We start from the raw sequence: 17,095 nt of genomic DNA, 5'->3' as shown, positions 1-17,095 counted from the left end.
GCAGCCATTTGCATAAATGCAAATCCAGGATTTGCAGGGTTGCAACAAGCCCCAGGACCACGGCCATGCACGACATCAAATCGATCCGCGACAACCCGCAAGCCTTCGACGCCGGCCTCGCACGACGCGGCCTGAAGCCGATGTCGGCGTCGCTGCTTGCGATCGACGAGACCCGGCGTGCGGCGATCCTGGCTTCCGAGCAGGCGCAGGCGCGGCGCAATGCGGCCTCAAAGGAAATCGGCGATGCCAAGAAGACGAAGGACGAGGCGCGCGCGGCGAAGCTGATGGCGGAGGTCGCCGAGCTCAAGACCACCATGCCGGAGCTCGAGGCGACCGCGAAGGCTGCCGACGAGGAGCTCGCCAAGGAGCTGGCGGCGATCCCCAATCTGCCGCTCGGCGAGGTGCCCGATGGTGTCGACGAGCACGGCAATGTGCAGCGCCATGTCTTCGGCAACAGGCGCAACTACGCGTTCGTGCCAAAACCCCATGACGATCTCGGCGCCGCGCTCGGTGACATGGATTTCGAGACCGCAGCGAAGCTCTCCGGCGCGCGCTTCGTCGTGTTGAAGAAGGGACTGGCGCGGCTCGAACGCGCGCTCGGCCAGTTCATGCTGAATCTACACGTTGACGAGCACGGCTATACCGAGATCAATCCGCCGCTGCTCGTGCGCAACGAGATCATGTTCGGCACCGGACAATTGCCGAAGTTCGAGGACGACCAGTTCTGGGCGATCAAGGGCGAATTGCTCGCCGCGCCCGACCATGAGCGGCTCCGGACCGAGCGTCTCGGGATCATTCCGACCGCGGAGGTGGCGCTCACCAATCTCGTCCGAGAATCCATCCTCGACGAAAAGCAGCTGCCGATGCGGCTGACTGCGCTGACGCCGTGTTTTCGCGCGGAGGCGGGCGCCGCAGGGCGCGACACCCGCGGCATGATCCGGCAGCACCAGTTCACCAAGGTCGAACTGGTCTCGATCACGACGCCGGAGACGAGCAAGGACGAGCACGAGCGCATGCTCGCCTGTGCCGAGGAAGTGCTGCGACGGCTCGAGCTGCATTACCGCGTGATGACGCTGTGCACCGGGGATATGGGTTTCTCGTCGCAAAAAACCTATGACATCGAGGTCTGGATGCCGGGTCAGGGCGACGGCGGGGCATTCCGCGAGATCTCAAGCTGCTCGGTTTGCGGCGATTTCCAGGCCCGCCGGATGGACGCGCGCTCGCGCGGCCCCGATGGCAAGCCGCGGTTCGTGCACACGCTCAACGGCTCCGGCACAGCGCTAGGCCGCGCGTTGATCGCCGTGATGGAGACCTATCAGCAAGAGGACGGCTCGATTGCGGTCCCCAGCGTGCTCCAGCCCTATATGGGCGGGCTGAAGGTGGTCGCACGCGACTAGGCGTGCCGCCAATCTGAAACGGAGAAACGTTTGGTTGCGAAGATCGGGCGGCCGGTTATCCTGCCGGCCACCCGACAACGCGAACCGATCGTTCATGGCCTTGCACCGCGATATCTTCTGGGTCGGCAGACAATGGGCGGTGACGGGTGCCGGTATCCAGGCCGTCGATCAGCGGCTGCGTGGCGTGCTCGACATCGCGATCACGCGGCTCTGGGACGACGATCTGGTTCAGAGCCGGCGGGCCAAGCCCGGTGTGAATGCAGCCGATTTCGACCAGGCGCTAACGCTGGCACGTGACCGCTTTCCACAGGCGCCGGTGCCGGACCCATTCGTCGCGCAGCTGGAGGCGCTCGGCGTGATTGAGGCGCCGATGGTGAGCCCGGTCGTGCCGGCGATGAGATTGCACGCGGAGGGCCGGCTTGCGCGCTTTCTGCCGCAATGGCGAGTTCGCCGATAACCGCCAAGCCGGCGACCAGGTGCCGCCCGGTCGGCCGGTTTGCCTGATCGGCCCCGGCCGGATAAGACGGCTCAGACCCGCTTCAGGAATCGACCTTTCCCATGCGCATTCTCTGCACCAATGACGACGGCATCCACGCCCCCGGCCTCAAGGTCCTGGAGGAGATCGCGCGCGCATTGTCCGATGACGTCTGGGTGGTCGCGCCTGAGCTCGACCAGTCCGGCGTGTCGCATTCGCTGTCGCTCAACGATCCGCTGCGCCTGCGCGAGGTCGGTCCGCGGCATTTCGCGGTGCGCGGCACGCCGACCGACTGCGTCATCATGGGCGCGCGCCACATCCTCGGCGCCAAGCTGCCCGATGTCGTGCTGTCCGGCGTCAACAAGGGCCGCAACGTCGCCGAGGACGTGGTCTATTCCGGCACCATCGCCGGTGCGCTGGAGGGCACCATCCTGGGGCTGCCGTCCTTCGCCCTGTCGCAGGAGTTCAGCGTGGAGACCCGCGACCGGCCGCTGTGGGACACGGCCCGCAAATTCGGGCCCGACATCCTGCGCAAGGTGATCGCCGCCGGCATCCCGAAGGACACCGTCATCAACGTCAACTTCCCGGCCTGCGCGCCGGAGGATGTGCTGGGCATCCGCGTGACGCGGCAAGGCAAGCGCAATCTCGGCTTCCTTAGGATCGACGAGCGCAGGGACGGCCGTGGCAATCCGTATTTCTGGATCGGCTTCGAGCGCACCGCGATGATGGATACGCCGGCCGACGGCACCGATCTCGCGGCGCTCCGCGAACGCTACGTCTCCGTCACGCCGCTCAGGCTCGACCGGACCAACGAGGCGTTTTCCGAGGCGCTGAGTGCGACGCTGAAGTAAGTCCGACGCTGAAGTAATCCGACCTGGAATGGGGCCTAGCCGCCGCGAAGCGCGGCTTCGATGGTCTTGCCGAGGGCGTCGAGCTGAAATGGCTTCTGAAGCGCCGGCCGATCGCGGTACTGCTCGGGCAGGCCCGAGGAACCGTATCCGGTGGCGAAGATGAACGGGCAGCCCTTCGCCTTGATGACATCGGCGACCGGCGAGATGACCTTGCCGTTGACGTTGACGTCGAGAATGGCGATGTCGAACTCGGTTGCCTGGGCGAGCCGCATGGCTTCGGTGATGTCGCCCGCCTCGGCTGCGATCTTGTAGCCAAGCTCTTCGAGCATGTCCGCGACCATCATCCTGATCATCACCTCGTCTTCGACGAGGAATACAGAGCGGCCAGTAAGCCCCGTCGCGGTCATGGTCGAGTCCTTGCCCATTGCCAAAAACGTTCGCAGATAACATGAATCGACGCAATGCGCGTTTCGACGAACGGATGCCTGAAAATGGCCATCGCGGCTCGCCCGTTGCAAGCCAATTTATGGTCAACTACGCCATCCGAAGCCTATCATGGGTTCCCTGAGCCGGAACAGGAATCTCGCGCCCAGGTTGGGCGTCCCGGACCGCAAACACAGCACAAGCAGGCAATGCCCCCCCATCAGCACCCGCCGGAAAAGATGATGTTTCAGCTCACGCTGAGGCGTCGGGGCATCAGCGACCAGGCGGTCCTGAGGGCCATGGAGGAGGTGCCGCGCGATCAATTCGTCGACGACGCCGATCGGGACGGCGCATATCGCGACAGCGCGCTCCCGATCGCCTGCGGGCAGACCATCAGCCAGCCCTTTGTCGTCGCCTACATGACCGAGCAGCTCCAGCTTCAGAAGAAGCACCGCGTCCTCGAGATCGGCGCCGGCTCGGGCTACCAGGCGGCGGTGCTGTCGCGGCTCGCCGGCCAGGTGTTGACGGTCGAGCGCTACCGCAAGCTTGCGGATGCCGCACGTATCAGGCTTGAAAAACTCAACTATCACAACGTCGAGGTGATGCTGGGCGACGGACTCAATCTGCCCCCCAATATTGGCCCGTTCGATCGCATCATCGTCACGGCCGCGATGGAGCAGCTCCCGGAGAACCTGGTCGAGCGGCTGGAGGTGGGTGGCATCCTGATCGCGCCCGTCGGCCCGCATCAGGGGGTGCAGACGCTGATCCGGCTGAGCCGGACCGAAGCCGGGATCGAGCGCAAGGAACTCGTCGAGGTCCGCTTCGTGCCGGCGCTGCCCGGCGTGGCGCGGGAGCTGTAGAATTCCGGATTGGCTGCGCTGCCAACATCTTATTGGGAGGGTTAAGCCGTTATTTACTCGGCGCGTGTTTACTTAAAACACCAGTTCTGTTGCGTACGAGTGAGTAACCATGTCCGTTGCCGCCGAGTTGCTTTACTCGCGCCGTGTGCCGCAGGTCGCGGTGCTGGCGCTGATCTCCTTCAGCTTCGCAGGGTGCAGCGCCGACATGTCGTCGCGCATGTCCCAGTCGAACTTCTCCAATCCCTTCGCGCAGGAATCGACCGGTTCAGTGCAGCAGGCCCCGCCGCCGCAGCGTGAGCTGCCGCAATATTCGCGGCCGCAGACGCAGTCCGGTTATTATCAGTCGCAGCCTTTGCCGCCGGCGGTATCCACGCCGCAATCCTACCCCGTTGCAGCAGGCGGTGTGTCCGGAGGCGGACGCGGCGTGGGCTCCTACGCACCCCCGGCGCAGCCGCATCTCGAGACCACGGCCACCGTGCCGCCACGCTCGGTTGCAGCCGCCCAGCCGGTCGGCGGAACCAAGATCATCGTCGGCACCAGCGATACGCTCGACCTGCTTGCCAAACGCTATCGCGTCACGCCGCAGGCGATCCTCGCCGCCAACGGCTATAAGGGGCCGCGCGCGCTCTCGCCCGGCCAGCAACTGATCATTCCGCACCAAGCTACGGCGGCTGCGCCCGCGCCGCTTATGGCTCCCCTTGCCGCTGCCCCAGCGCCCGCTGCGAAGCCGGTTGCGGCCGTTGCCGCGCCGTCAAGCACGCACTTCGTGAACCACGGCGACACGCTCGCCAGCATTGCCCGCAAGAACCATATCTCGGCGGCCGAATTGGCCCGCGCCAACGGCCTCGATCCCTCTGCAAAACTCAAGCTCGGCGCCAGGCTGGCCGTGCCCGGGGCCAAGACCGCCGCTGTCGCAGCACCGCTTGCCGCGGCTCCGGTCGGAGCCGCTCCCGTCGCGGGGACGCTGCAGCCGGTTGCTGCCGCGCCTGCGCCCGCCACCAAGATGGCCGCCGTCGCCGCGCCGGTGCAGAGCGCGCGCCTGGCCCAGGCCACCGCCAACGTCGAAGACAAGGCCGCGGACACTCCCGCGAAAGCTGCGGAGACCACCAGCGCGCTGCCGACTTTCCGCTGGCCGGTGCGCGGCAAGGTGGTCACGAGCTACGGCGCCAAGACCAATGGCAAATCCAACGACGGCATCAATCTCGCGGTGCCCGAGGGCACGCCGGTCAAGGCGGCCGAAGACGGTGTCGTTGCCTATTCCGGCAACGAGCTGAAAGGTTACGGCAATCTGGTCCTGGTTCGGCACTCCAACGGCTACGTCACCGCATATGCCCATGCGAGTGAGCTGATGGTGAAGCGCGGCGATACCATCAAGCGCGGCCAGGTCATTGCCAAGTCGGGTCAATCCGGGGAGGTGGCGTCGCCGCAGCTCCACTTCGAGATCCGCAAGGGATCGAGCCCGGTTGATCCGCTTCAATTCCTGAACGGGGCGTGATGAGGCCTACATTGTCTCCCAACTGAAGCTGTCGTCGCCCGGCTTAACCGGGCGACCCAGTACGCCGCGGCCTCTCGATCGATCACAACCGTCTCTGGAATACTGGATCTCCCGCTTTCGCGGGCGATGACAGTTTTGGGTTGGGCTATGACTGTGGCTACGTCGCCGCCAGCTTGACGCCGAGCCGTCCCGCAAGCTCCTGGACGAACTGCCAGGCGACACGGCCCGAGCGCGAGCCGCGCGTCGTCGACCATTCAAGTGCCTCGCGTTCCAGGGCGTCATCGTCGATCTTCACGCCGAAATGGCTGCAATAGCCCCGCACCATGGCGAGATATTCGTCCTGGCTGCACCGGTGGAAGCCGAGCCAGAGACCGAAGCGATCCGACAGCGAGACCTTCTCCTCGACGGCTTCGCCGGGATTGATCGCGGTCGAGCGCTCGTTCTCGATCATCTCGCGCGCCAGCAGATGGCGGCGGTTGGAGGTGGCGTAGAGGATGACGTTCTCCGGCCGCCCCTCGATGCCGCCTTCGAGCACCGCCTTGAGCGATTTGTAGGACGCATCATTGCCGTCGAACGAGAGGTCGTCACAGAACACGATGAAACGGAAGGATGAGGCGCGAAGCTGTTCCATGAGGGCGGGCAGGCTCTCAATGTCCTCGCGATGAATCTCGATCAGCTTCAGTCTGTCGGCCGGTTTGCGCTCCGCGTTGATGCTGGCATGCGCCGCCTTCACCAGCGACGACTTGCCCATGCCGCGCGCGCCCCAGAGCAGCGCGTTGTTGGCGGGCAATCCGTTGGCGAAACGCTCGGTGTTCTCCATCAGGATGTCGCGCATCCGGTCGACGCCCTTGAGCAGGAACATTTCGACGCGGCTGACCCGCGGCACCGCCGCAAGGCGGCCGTCCGGGTGCCAGACGAAAGCATCCGCCTGCTTGAACGACTCGCGTTCGGCGGCGGGCTTGCCTTGCGCGGAGAGGTGCGCCGCAATCGTCTCCAGCGCGCGAACGATGCGCTGCTGGGAGACGTTTTGGTTCGTCTTGGACGTCGTCTTGGAAATCGTCTTGGAAGCCGCCTTGAGGGCCACCTTGGGACGTTTTGCCGCGACGCCGGCTGCCTTCGCGGCAGGGGTGCGAGGGCCTTTGCCGGCCGGGCTTTTGCTTGGTTTTTGGGGCATGTCCGAAGTTCCTGAGAATGCAGCCTTATCGGGCCTGTGCGCGCGCCGCAAGGTGGCTAAAAGGGCGGTCTGGCAGCGTTGCAATTGGGGCAATGGCCGCTATAGTCCGCGCGAATTTGACCGAACCGGTCGCCATTTGGGCCTGACCGGTTTTCCCCCGTTCTCACGAGGATCGTCCGAATGCTGATTACCCCTGCGTATGCCCAGGCTGCGGGCGCCGGCGACACCAGCGGCATGCTGATGTCTCTGCTGCCGTTCGCCCTGATCTTCGTGATCATGTACTTCCTGATTCTGCGTCCGCAGCAGAAGAAGGTCCGTGACCACGCCGACCTGGTGAAGAACATCCGCCGCGGCGACACCGTCGTGACCTCGGGCGGTCTCGTCGGCAAGGTCACCAAGGTTGTCGACGACGACCAGATCGAGTTCGAGATCGCCGATGGCGTGCGCGTGCGGCAGATGCGCTCGATGGTCTCCGGCGTGCGCGCCAAGGGCGAGCCGGCCAAGGAATCCAAGGAAAGCGCCAAGGAAGACGCCGCGTCGAAGTGAGTGCTTCCGCGAGTCTCTCAAGTTTTCCTGCAAATCTCCTGATCTGACAGGTCCAGTCGATGTTGTATTTCACGCGGTGGAAGGCGCTCGGGATTATCCTGACGGCGCTGATCGTGTGCCTCTGCGCGGTCCCGAACTTCTTCCCCGAAGCGCAGGTCAAGACCTGGCCCGCCTGGGCGCAGCGTCGGCTCGTGCTCGGCCTCGATCTTCAAGGCGGCTCCTATCTGCTGCTCGAGGTCGACGGCAACTATGTGAAGAAGGAGCGGCTCGACCAGGTCCGCGACGACGTTCGCCGGACGCTGCGCGATGCCAAGATCGGCTTCACCGGCGGCGTCACCGTGCGCAACGACGCGGCCGAGGTTAGGATCACCAAGGAATCGGACCTGCAGCCTGCGCTCGCCAAGCTGCGCGAGCTGTCCCAGCCGCTGGGCGGACTGGTCGGATCCAGCGGTCAGCGCGACCTGGATGTGACTGACGCCGGCGGTGGCGTGATCCGCCTTACCATCCCGCAGGCCGCGATGCTCGACCGCATGCGCAAGACCATCGAGCAGTCGATCCAGATCGTCGAACGCCGCGTCAACGAGCTCGGCACCGTCGAGCCCGTCATCCAGCGCCAGGGCAACGATCGCATTTTGGTGCAGGTCCCCGGCCTGCAGGATCCGACCCGGCTGAAGGAATTGCTGGGCAAGACCGCGAAGATGGAATTCCGCATGGTCGATACGTCGGTGCCGCCCGATCAGGCGCAGCAAGGACGTTTGCCGCCGGAATCCGAGCTTCTGATGAGCGCGTCACCGCCGCCCACACCCTATGTGGTCAAGAAGCAGGTGCTGGTCGCCGGCGGCGACCTGACCGATGCCCAAGCGAGCTTCGACCAGCGCACCAGCGAACCCGTCGTGAGTTTCAAGTTCAATACGTCGGGCGCGCGCAAGTTCTCGCAGGCCACGCAAGAGAACGTCGGGCTGCCTTTTGCGATCGTGCTCGACAACAAGGTCATCTCGGCTCCCGTGATCCGCGAGCCCATCACAGGCGGACAAGGCCAGATCTCGGGCAGTTTCACGGTGCAATCGGCCAACGATCTCGCGATCCTGCTGCGCGCCGGCGCGCTGCCGGCACCGCTCACGGTGGTCGAGGAGCGCACCGTCGGTCCGGGCCTCGGCCAGGACTCGATCGAAAAGGGCGAGCTCGCCGCCTATGTCGGCTCGATCCTGGTCATCATCTTCATGCTCTTGACCTACCGGCTGTTCGGCGTGTTCGCCAACATCGCGGTGGCCATCAACGTCGCCATGATCTTCGGCCTGTTGTCGCTTCTCAACGCCACGCTGACGTTGCCCGGCATCGCGGGCATCGTGCTCACCGTCGGTATCGCGGTCGATTCCAACGTGCTGATCTACGAGCGCATCCGCGAGGAGTTGCGTGGCGGCCGCAACGCGATCTCGGCGATCGACGCCGGCTTCAAGCGGGCGCTTGCGACCATCCTCGATTCCAACATCACCACTTTTATTGCCGCCGCGGTGCTGTTCTACATCGGTACCGGTCCGGTGCGCGGCTTCGCCGTGACGCTCGGAATCGGCATCATCACCACGGTGTTCACCGCTTTCACCCTGACCCGGCTGATCGTGGCCTGGTGGGTGCGGTGGAAGCGGCCGCAGAGCGTGCCGATCTAGGAGCCTGATCGTGAATCACACTGTTCTCATCGGGCTCGGCGTCCTCATTGCCATTCTCACCGTGGTTGCGGCATTCGGCTGGCTGCCGTCGCTGCGCATCGTCCCCGACGATACCCATTTCGACTTCACGCGTTTTCGCCGGATCAGCTTCCCGATCTCGGCGGCGTTGTCGATCGTCGCGATCACGCTGTTCTTCACCCATGGACTGAATTTCGGCATCGACTTCCGCGGCGGCACCCTACTGGAGGTGCAGGCCAAGTCCGGCACCGCCGATATTGCGGCGATGCGTACGACGTTGGATGCCCTGCGTCTGGGCGAAGTCCAGTTGCAGCAATTCGGCGGCCCCGCCGATGTCCTGATCCGTGTCGCGGAGCAGCCGGGCGGCGACGCCGCCCAGCAGGAGGCCGTGCAGAAGGTCCGCACCGCGCTTGGCGATTCCGTCGACTATCGCCGCGTCGAGGTGGTGGGACCGCGCGTATCGGGCGAATTGCTCGCCTACGGCATGCTCGGCCTGATGCTGGCGATCGTCTCGATCCTGATCTACCTCTGGTTCCGATTCGAGTGGCAGTTCGCGCTTGGCGCCATGATCGCCAACGTGCACGACATCGTGCTCACGATCGGGTTCATGTCGATCAGTCAGGTCGATTTCGACCTGACCAGCATCGCGGCGCTTCTGACGATTTTGGGCTATTCGCTCAACGACACCGTCGTCATCTACGACCGCATCCGTGAAATGCTGCGGCGCTACAAGAAGATGCCGATGCCGCAGCTCCTCAACGAATCAATCAACTCGACGCTGTCGCGCTCGATCATCACCCATTTCACTGTGACGCTGGCGCTGCTGGCCCTGCTGCTGTTCGGCGGCCATGCCATCCACAGCTTCACCGCGGTCATGATGTTCGGCGTGGTGCTGGTCGGCACCTATACCTCGATCTTCATTGCGGCCCCGATCCTGATCTATCTCGGCGTCGGCGAGCATCGCGAGGATGCGGTCGATAAGGCTACGCCGGCGAAGAAAAGCAAGGCATGATCCGAACCGCATGCCCTCGCAGGAGTTTGGGAGGGCAGTAAGCTCATTCGGACGAAGCTCATGGCCGGCGATCCCAACGCACCGCATTTCCCCCGCTCGGCGCCGATCGAAGCCTATGGCAAGGGCGGCTTTGCCTTTGCCGGCATGTCGCATCGGGGATCGCTGCTTTGCCTGCCCGACGCGATCTGGGCCTGGGACATAACGGACCCTGCAAAGATCGACCGCTATTCGCTGGATCGAGTCTTCAAGTCTGCCAACAGCATCGACACGCTCCTGGTCGGCACCGGAACCGGGGTCTGGCTGCCGCCGCCGGAACTGCGCCAGGCGCTCAAAGCGGCGAGGGTGGTGCTGGATGCGATGCAGACCGGTCCCGCCGTGCGTACCTACAACATCATGATGGGCGAACGGCGGCGCGTCGCGGCCGCGCTGATCGCCGTGCCATGAGTGGCTCCGCGCCGCCGCCGGATTCTGTTGCGTTCTGTGCTGACCTCGTGCGCAGCCACGACTTTCGGCACTATGCCGCGACCCTGTTCGCGCCCGCTGCCGAGCGCCGCGGGCTGCTGGCGCTCTATGCCTTCAATGTCGAGATCGTCCGCGTCCGCGATCAGGTGAGCCAGCCCTTGCCCGGTGAAATCCGCCTGCAATGGTGGACCGACATGCTGTCGGGCCAAGTCCATGGCAGTGCCGAGCGCAATCCGGTGGCGGCGGAGCTGCTCCGCGCAATCCGTGATTTCGACCTGCCGGTCGAGCCGCTGTCGCTGCTCGCCGACGAGCATCAATTCGATCTCTACAACGACCCAATGCCAACAATGGCGGCGCTGGAGGGCTACCTCGCGGCGACCTCATCGGCGCTGTTCGATCTCGCCGCCCGGATCATGGGACCACCGTCGGCGGCGGCCGAGCATCTCGCCCGCCATGCCGGGCTGGCGCAGGGCATCGTACAGGTCATCGCCAATCTGCCGCGCGATGCGGCGCGCCGGCAATTGTTCCTGCCGCAGCAGGTGCTGGCGAGCCACGATTGCGACGTGGAAGACGTGTTCGCCGGAAAGGAGACGCCAAACTTGCGCGCCGCGCTGGGCCAACTCTCGGGCGAGGCGCAGCAACATTTGACGACGGCCTTGTCGCTGCTGGTGGAGGTGCCGGCATCAGTGCGTCCAGCGTTCCTTCCGCTCGGACAAGCGCGGGCCGACCTCAAGCGCCTGTCGCAACCCGGGCGCAATCCATTTACGCCGCAACCGTCATCGCGGCTGCGTACGCTGTGGACGCTGTGGCGGGCTTCACGTTCGCGGGAATTTACCAAATAGCGGTTGGCTTATCGCCGGAGCCGGGCAAATGCTCTATGCTGTCCTATGGCTGAGTTGTCCCAAACCATATCTTCCGATCTGGGCGGCCTTCCGGTCGTACCGGCCGACATCCATGCCGCCGCCGAGACGATCCGCGGCGCCGTCGTCGAGACGCCCTGTAGCTACAGCCGCACGCTGAGCAATATCTGCGGCTGCGACATCTGGCTGAAATTCGAGAACCTCCAGTTCACGTCCTCGTTCAAGGAGCGCGGCGCGCTCAACCGCCTCAAGGCGCTGACGCCGGAGGAGCGCGCGCGGGGCGTCGTCGCGATGTCGGCGGGTAACCACGCGCAGGGCGTCGCCTATCACGCCAAGCGGCTCGGCATTCCCGCCACTATCGTCATGCCGGTCGGCACGCCCATGGTGAAGGTCGAGAACACCAGGCATCACGGCGCCGAGGTGGTGGTGACGGGCGCCACGCTGGAGGAGGCGGCCGCGTATGCGCGCAGCCACGGCGAAGTCCATGGCATGATCTTCGTCCATCCCTATGACGATCCGCTTGTCATCGCAGGGCAGGGCACGGTCGGGCTGGAAATACTCGAGGCCGTGCCGGAGCTCGATACGCTGGTCGTCCCGATCGGCGGCGGTGGCCTGATCAGCGGGATCGCCATTGCCGCGAAATCGATCAAGCCGTCGCTGCGGATCCTCGGCGTCGAGGCCTGGCTCTACCCCTCGATGTACAACGCCATCCATGATGGCAATCTGCCCGCACGTGGCGACACGCTCGCGGAAGGCATCGCGGTGAAATCGCCTGGCAAGATTACGGCCGAAATCGTTCGCCGACTCGTCGACGACATTGCGCTCGTCAACGAAGCCGAGCTCGAGCGCGCGGTGGCGACCCTGATCTCGATCGAGAAGACGGTCGTGGAAGGCGCCGGTGCCGCTGGCCTCGCCGCGCTGATGTCCGACCCGTCCCGTTTTGCCGGCGAGAAGGTTGGGCTGGTGCTGAGCGGCGGCAATATTGACACACGGCTGATCGCATCGGTCCTGACCCGCGAGTTGGCGCGCGAGGGGCGGCTCACCCAATTGTCGCTCGACATCCCCGACAGGCCCGGCCAACTGGCTGCGGTCGCGGCACTGCTGGCCGAGGCTGGCGCCAACATCATCGAAGTCTCGCACCAGCGCACATTCTCGGATCTTCCGGCCAAGGCGACCTTGCTGCAATTGGTGATCGAGACCCGCGACAGCGCCCATCTCGACGAGGTCATGGCGAAGCTTGGCGCATCCGGATTGAGTGCGCGCTGTACCTGAGAGATGCATGATCGCCGCTATCGCGGCGTCAAACCCGCCAAATGCGCGATCAGCCGATCGATCTCGGCTTCCGTATTGTAGTAATGCGGGGAGGCGCGCACCACCGGCGGCAGCGAGCGAATTTCGGCATCGATGCGCGTGCTCGCCGGATCTGAGGCACCGATCGTGATGCCGGCTACGGCCGCGCCGCTCACAATCGTGTCCGCCTCGTACCCTTCCACGGTGAAGCTGACGATGGCTCCCGGAGTGCGTCCGAGGTCGCGAATTCTGATGCCGCGAATGGACGCAAGGCGGCCCCTGAGGCGGTCCGCCAGCAAGCGGCAACGCCGCTCGATCGGGCCGATCCCGATATCAAGGGCATAATCGACAGCCGCGCCGAGCCCAAGCCGGGCGGCGTAGTTGTTCTCCCAGGTCTCGAAACGGCGCGCATCATCACGCAGCCGATAAGTGTCCCGCGAGACCCAGGGTGCGGCGAAGTGGTCGATCATTGGCGGTTCGAGCCGCTGCAGCATTGCCTGGCGGACGTAGAGAAAGCCGGTGCCGCGCGGGCCGCGGAGGAATTTGCGCCCGGTTGCCGACAACATATCGCAGCCGATGGTCTCGACGTCGACCACCATCTGTCCGACTGCCTGGCAGGCGTCCAGCAGATAGGGGATGCCGTGCGCTCGCGCGATCTTGCCGACGGCTGCAGCCGGATTGACCAGTCCGCCATTGGTCGGAACCCAGGTGATCGCAATCAGCTTCACGCGCTCATCGATCATGCGTTCGAGCGCGTCGAGGTCGAACTCGCCGCTGGCATCGCTCGGCACGACGTCGATCGCAACGCCTGTTCGCTTGGCGACCTGAAGAAAGGCGACATAGTTGGCCGCGTACTCCGCCTCGGCGGTCAGGATCCGGTCGCCCTTGCTGAATGGAAGCGCGTAGAAAGCCATCTGCCAGGCAACCGTCGCGTTCTCCATGAGGGCGATCTCATCGGGCGCGGCGTTCAGGAGGCGGGCGACCGAGCCGTAAACGGATTCAAGTCGGCGCCCTCGCGGTCGGCGGCGGCATAGCCTCCGATCTCGCTCTCCAGATCGATGTGTTCCTTCATCGCCGCAACAACCGGCGCCGGCATCAGCGCTGCGCCCGCGTTGTGGAGATAGGCGAGCCGAGAGGCAGCCGGCGTGTCGCGACGAATTCGGTCGATATCCATCATCCATGCCTCCGCGTCTCGCGATCCTCGTGCATGGATTAAACGCGTCGAGGGATGCGGACAAGATGGCCAAGCTTGGTCTCAGATGCAAAGGCCGAGCAGCTTGATGTGGCAGCCGCTGGATTTTGGCTTGCTGGCGGGCGCAGCCTCGCGCTTCACCGCAACCAGCGGCTCCCCGTCTTTCTTGCCTTTGCCTTTGCCCTTCGCCTCGTAGTCGCCGGCGATCACCATTGCCCAATAGGTGCGCTTGCCGCTGGCGTTTTTCGCGCTCGCGATCCCGACGCGGGAAGCGTTGTGCAGCAGCAGATTCTTGCGGTGTCCCGACGAGTCGATCCACTGTCCGAGGGTCTTCTCGAAATTGTCGTAGCCGTAGGCGATGTTCTCGGCGGCGCGGCCTGCGCCGGCCGGTGCGACCCGGCGGTTGAACGGGCCGAGGGCGTCGTGACTGAGGTCGTCCTTCGTCGCCATCGCGCGCGCCTGGTCCATGGCGATGCGGTCGAGGGTCGAATCGCGGACGACGCGGACCTCACCATGCTTGAGGCGGAAGCTCGAGATCAGCTCGGCGGGGGACTCGGCCATTGCGGACGTGGTGGCGAGCAGCAGAAGGCTAGCGATCAGGCCGCCAACCACACGATGCATCATGTACCCCCGAGTGCCCATGACCCCGCCAAGTCCCCCCACCAAGTTCGAATTATCGGATCGCTTCTCTATCGCCAATGTGGACGCTTCAAGGCGTGATCCACGTTAGCTCGCCGGCAGGTCGGCCTCGAAATTGAAGCGGTCGCGCAGGTTCTTGCGCTGCTCCAGGATGTCCTTGAGGAAAGCACGGTCCTGGTCGTTCTTCATCATCGGCTCGATCAGGTCGAGCTGGTTCATGGCGACCAGTTGCAGGATCTCCGTGCGCGGCTTGCCGTCCGGATTGCGTGGCAGTGCGTGGACGACCTGGATGTGTTCCGGCGGCTTTGGCCCCTTGGCAGCGGTGAGCTCGTTGCGCAATTGGCCTTCGAGCGCGGCCTGATCGGCTTCGACGAAGGCATAGAGGCCGACACCGGAGCGGCGGTCGGCAAAGGCGACGATGGCGGTGTCGCGCACGGCGGGGTTCTTGCGGATCAATTCTGCCAGCACCGGCGCGTCGTTGACGAGCCTTCGGCCGCCGCCTTCACGGTCGGTGAAGTTGAACAGGCCGCGGGTGATCGCCCGATAGACCTTCTTGCCGGTGGCGAGCCAGAGGCTGGCGGCGAACGACTTCTTCGCCAGGATCTTGCGCTCGCGCGGCGTCAGCGCCTCGGGCGCGTAGGATCGCTTGTGCTTGAGCAGATGCCGGAGATCTTCATAGGCCAGAATCCGGTAAAGCCGGCCGCGACGGTCGAAGCAGGCGGCGAGCTGGAAGTCGGTCACATAGGCGCGACCGTCGCGGCCGACCAGCCAGTTCTGTTCCTTGGCAAGATCGTTGTGGCAGATTCCGGCGCGGCGCAGCCGTCGCAGCGCGGCCTTCGCCGAGCGAAAATAGGCGAGGTCGCCATGCGGTTTCGCCAGATGCAGTGCGACACCATCGACGAAGCTGCGCACCAGCGCGCGGCGTCCGGCCCACAGCAGCTCCGGGCCGACATCGAGTCCCTTGGCGAGTGCCAGCGCATGCGTCTCGCGGGCGAACAGGTGGCGCGCCAAAAGGAATGACCACCACGGCACCTCGTCGAGGCGGCGCAGCACCGCGTCGACCTCGCCGTCATCGTCGCGGAATCGGCCGCGCTCGACGGTCGAGAACACGTCGCGCTTGAGCAGCACGCCCTCGGTCCAGCGCGCCGAGAGTGTTGCGGCGTCGTCTTTGGAAAGGTTCATCGAAAACTCACGCCGCGGCGGCAATGCGCAGGTGATCGGCGATCCAGCGATCGAGATCGGCGAGCGCCAGCGCGCTCATCGCCTGCTTTTTGGCCACCGTCTTCTCGTTCCCGCGCAGCCGGCTTCCGTCGGGCTTCTTCGTCGGTGCGCTGGCGAGCGGCGGGAACAGGCCGAAATTGATGTTCATCGGCTGGAACGAGCGCGTGCCGGGCTCGATGGTCTCGATATGGCCGCCGGTGATGTGGCCGAGCAGGGATCCGAGCGCCGTCGTGACCGGCGGACTCGCAAGCGTCTCGCCGCGCACCTCCGCTGCCGCATAGAGACCGGCAATCAGGCCGACGCTGGCGGATTCCACATAGCCCTCGCAGCCCGTCATCTGGCCGGCAAAGCGCAGCCGCGGCTGCGCGCGCAGGCGCAATTGGCCGTCGAGCAGCTTTGGCGAGTTGAGAAAGGTGTTGCGATGCAGGCCGCCGAGGCGAGCAAATTCGGCCTTCTCCAGCCCCGGAATGGTGCGGAAGATGCGCTGCTGCTCGCCGTATTTCAGTTTCGTCTGGAAGCCGACGATGTTGTAGAGCGTGCCGAGCTTGTTGTCCTGGCGCAGCTGCACGATCGCGTAGGCCTTGGTGGTGGGATCGTGCGGATTGGTGAGGCCGACCGGCTTCATCGGTCCATGGCGGAGAGTCTCGGGGCCGCGTTCCGCCATGACCTCGATTGGCAGACAGCCGTCGAAATAGGGCGTGTTGGTCTCCCATTCCTTGAACTCGGTCTTCTCGCCGGCGACCAGCGCTGCGACGAAGCCGTCATACTGCTCCTTTGTCATCGGGCAGTTGATGTAGTCGGCGCCGGTGCCGCCGGGACCGACCTTGTCGTAGCGTGACTGAAACCAGGCCACCGACATGTCGATGGATTCGCGGTACACGATCGGCGCGATCGCGTCGAAGAAGGCGAGGGCGTTCTCGTCGGTCAACTCGCGGATCGCATCGGCCAGCGGCGCCGAAGTGAGGGGGCCGGTCGCAACGATGACGTTGCTCCACTCGGCCGGCGGCAGGCCTGCGACCTCACCGCGGGCGATCTCGATCAGCGGATGATCGTTCAGCGCCTTGGTGACGGCCGCCGAGAAGCCGTCGCGGTCCACCGCCAGCGCGCCGCCGGCGGGTACCTGGTTGGCGTCGGCTGCGCGCATGATCAGCGAATCGAGGCGGCGCATCTCGGCATGCAGCAGGCCGACGGCGTTGTTGGCGGCATCGTCCGAGCGGAACGAATTGGAGCAGACGAGCTCGGCAAGCCCATCGGTGCGGTGTGCCTCGGTCATGCGGGTCGGCCGCATCTCGTGCAGCACCACGGGCACGCCGGATTTGGCCACCTGCCAGGCGGCTTCGGAGCCGGCAAGGCCTGCGCCGATCACGTGCACGGTATTTGATTGGGGTCCTGTCATGGGGCGGACAGGTAGCGCTTTTCGGCGATCAGTGGAATCGCCGAGATCGAGTTTTCTGCCTCCGGATGCGACAACGCCCGCACGAGGCGGGCGCTATCGGTCCGTCCGGTTCAGGGCTGA

General features: G+C 65.0%; 16 protein-coding genes and 1 pseudogene. 11 read left to right on the top strand and 6 right to left on the bottom strand.

Annotation, left to right across the window (positions count from 1 at the left end; genetic code table 11):
- The first annotated feature begins 65 nt into the window (after window positions 1–65).
- The 3 genes from serS (at window position 66) to surE (ending at window position 2,723) form a co-directional block, all read left to right on the top strand.
- Window positions 66–1,397 carry a serine--tRNA ligase gene (gene serS / locus ACFQX9_RS24995; RefSeq protein ID WP_018458027.1) on the top strand — a complete coding sequence of 444 codons (1,332 nt, stop codon included), beginning with the start codon at window positions 66–68 and terminating at the stop codon, window positions 1,395–1,397.
- Between the two features lie 94 nt (window positions 1,398–1,491).
- A complete protein-coding gene (locus ACFQX9_RS24990) occupies window positions 1,492–1,854 on the top strand; it encodes a hypothetical protein (protein WP_085353194.1) in 363 nt (120 codons plus the stop codon).
- Between the two features lie 101 nt (window positions 1,855–1,955).
- The gene (gene surE, locus ACFQX9_RS24985) at window positions 1,956–2,723 is read left to right on the top strand and encodes a 5'/3'-nucleotidase SurE (RefSeq protein WP_085353192.1); all 768 of its coding nucleotides are present in this window, start codon (window positions 1,956–1,958) and stop codon (window positions 2,721–2,723) included.
- A 35-nt stretch (window positions 2,724–2,758) separates the two neighbouring features.
- Here surE and ACFQX9_RS24980 read toward each other — a convergent pair whose 3' ends face one another.
- Window positions 2,759–3,130 carry a response regulator gene (locus ACFQX9_RS24980; RefSeq protein WP_007590670.1) on the bottom strand — a complete coding sequence of 124 codons (372 nt, stop codon included), beginning with the start codon at window positions 3,128–3,130 and terminating at the stop codon, window positions 2,759–2,761.
- A gap of 225 nt (window positions 3,131–3,355) precedes the next feature.
- On the opposite strand from ACFQX9_RS24980, the gene ACFQX9_RS24975 reads away from it, so the two are divergent.
- Both ACFQX9_RS24975 and ACFQX9_RS24970 read left to right on the top strand, forming a co-directional pair.
- Entirely contained in the window at window positions 3,356–4,006 is a 651-nt protein-coding gene (locus ACFQX9_RS24975) for a protein-L-isoaspartate(D-aspartate) O-methyltransferase (RefSeq protein WP_377791059.1), read from the top strand.
- A gap of 109 nt (window positions 4,007–4,115) precedes the next feature.
- The gene (locus ACFQX9_RS24970; protein ID WP_247548107.1) at window positions 4,116–5,501 is read left to right on the top strand and encodes a LysM peptidoglycan-binding domain-containing M23 family metallopeptidase; all 1,386 of its coding nucleotides are present in this window, start codon (window positions 4,116–4,118) and stop codon (window positions 5,499–5,501) included.
- A gap of 157 nt (window positions 5,502–5,658) precedes the next feature.
- Here the strand turns inward: ACFQX9_RS24970 and ACFQX9_RS24965 are convergent, their stop codons facing one another.
- The gene (locus ACFQX9_RS24965) at window positions 5,659–6,675 is read right to left on the bottom strand and encodes an ATP-binding protein (RefSeq protein ID WP_018458021.1); all 1,017 of its coding nucleotides are present in this window, start codon (window positions 6,673–6,675) and stop codon (window positions 5,659–5,661) included.
- 180 nt (window positions 6,676–6,855) lie between these two features.
- On the opposite strand from ACFQX9_RS24965, the gene yajC reads away from it, so the two are divergent.
- Genes yajC through ACFQX9_RS24935 form a run of 6 tightly spaced genes read left to right on the top strand, consistent with a single transcriptional unit; the run spans window position 6,856 to window position 12,509 of the window.
- Window positions 6,856–7,221 (top strand): preprotein translocase subunit YajC, encoded by a 366-nt coding sequence (gene yajC, locus ACFQX9_RS24960; protein ID WP_007610701.1) that lies wholly within the window; start codon window positions 6,856–6,858, stop codon window positions 7,219–7,221.
- A gap of 59 nt (window positions 7,222–7,280) precedes the next feature.
- Window positions 7,281–8,885, top strand: a complete 1,605-nt coding sequence (gene secD / locus ACFQX9_RS24955; RefSeq protein WP_018458020.1) for a protein translocase subunit SecD — start codon at window positions 7,281–7,283, stop codon at window positions 8,883–8,885.
- Between the two features lie 10 nt (window positions 8,886–8,895).
- Window positions 8,896–9,915 (top strand): protein translocase subunit SecF, encoded by a 1,020-nt coding sequence (secF, locus tag ACFQX9_RS24950; protein WP_018458019.1) that lies wholly within the window; start codon window positions 8,896–8,898, stop codon window positions 9,913–9,915.
- A gap of 60 nt (window positions 9,916–9,975) precedes the next feature.
- Entirely contained in the window at window positions 9,976–10,359 is a 384-nt protein-coding gene (locus ACFQX9_RS24945) for an Mth938-like domain-containing protein (RefSeq protein WP_018458018.1), read from the top strand.
- Window positions 10,356–11,219, top strand: a complete 864-nt coding sequence (locus ACFQX9_RS24940) for a phytoene/squalene synthase family protein (RefSeq protein ID WP_368508004.1) — start codon at window positions 10,356–10,358, stop codon at window positions 11,217–11,219. Before ACFQX9_RS24945 ends, ACFQX9_RS24940 begins: the two co-directional genes overlap by 4 nt.
- A 45-nt stretch (window positions 11,220–11,264) precedes the next feature.
- Window positions 11,265–12,509, top strand: coding sequence for a threonine ammonia-lyase (locus ACFQX9_RS24935; RefSeq protein WP_377790979.1), 1,245 nt, complete (start codon window positions 11,265–11,267; stop codon window positions 12,507–12,509).
- 17 nt (window positions 12,510–12,526) lie between these two features.
- Here ACFQX9_RS24935 and ACFQX9_RS24930 read toward each other — a convergent pair.
- From ACFQX9_RS24930 to trmFO, 4 genes and pseudogenes are all read right to left on the bottom strand, one after another.
- Window positions 12,527–13,704, bottom strand: a pseudogene (locus ACFQX9_RS24930) (aminotransferase class V-fold PLP-dependent enzyme).
- A 78-nt stretch (window positions 13,705–13,782) separates the two neighbouring features.
- The gene (locus ACFQX9_RS24925; RefSeq protein ID WP_247392817.1) at window positions 13,783–14,361 is read right to left on the bottom strand and encodes a CAP domain-containing protein; all 579 of its coding nucleotides are present in this window, start codon (window positions 14,359–14,361) and stop codon (window positions 13,783–13,785) included.
- Window positions 14,362–14,445: 84 nt separating this feature from the next.
- Complete coding sequence (locus ACFQX9_RS24920) at window positions 14,446–15,540, bottom strand: serine/threonine protein kinase (RefSeq protein ID WP_377790978.1); 1,095 nt, start codon at window positions 15,538–15,540, stop codon at window positions 14,446–14,448.
- Between the two features lie 7 nt (window positions 15,541–15,547).
- On the bottom strand, window positions 15,548–16,975 hold the full coding sequence (trmFO, locus tag ACFQX9_RS24915; RefSeq protein WP_377790977.1) for a methylenetetrahydrofolate--tRNA-(uracil(54)-C(5))-methyltransferase (FADH(2)-oxidizing) TrmFO: 1,428 nt from the start codon (window positions 16,973–16,975) through the stop codon (window positions 15,548–15,550).
- Between the last annotated feature and the right edge of the window lie 120 nt (window positions 16,976–17,095).

Origin of the sequence: Bradyrhizobium sp. GCM10028915 (genome assembly GCF_042666195.1) — a bacterium.
GTDB lineage: Bacteria > Pseudomonadota > Alphaproteobacteria > Rhizobiales > Xanthobacteraceae > Bradyrhizobium > Bradyrhizobium canariense_D.
Note: the sequence above shows the minus strand (reverse complement) of the source record. Positions and strands in the feature narration are given on the sequence as shown.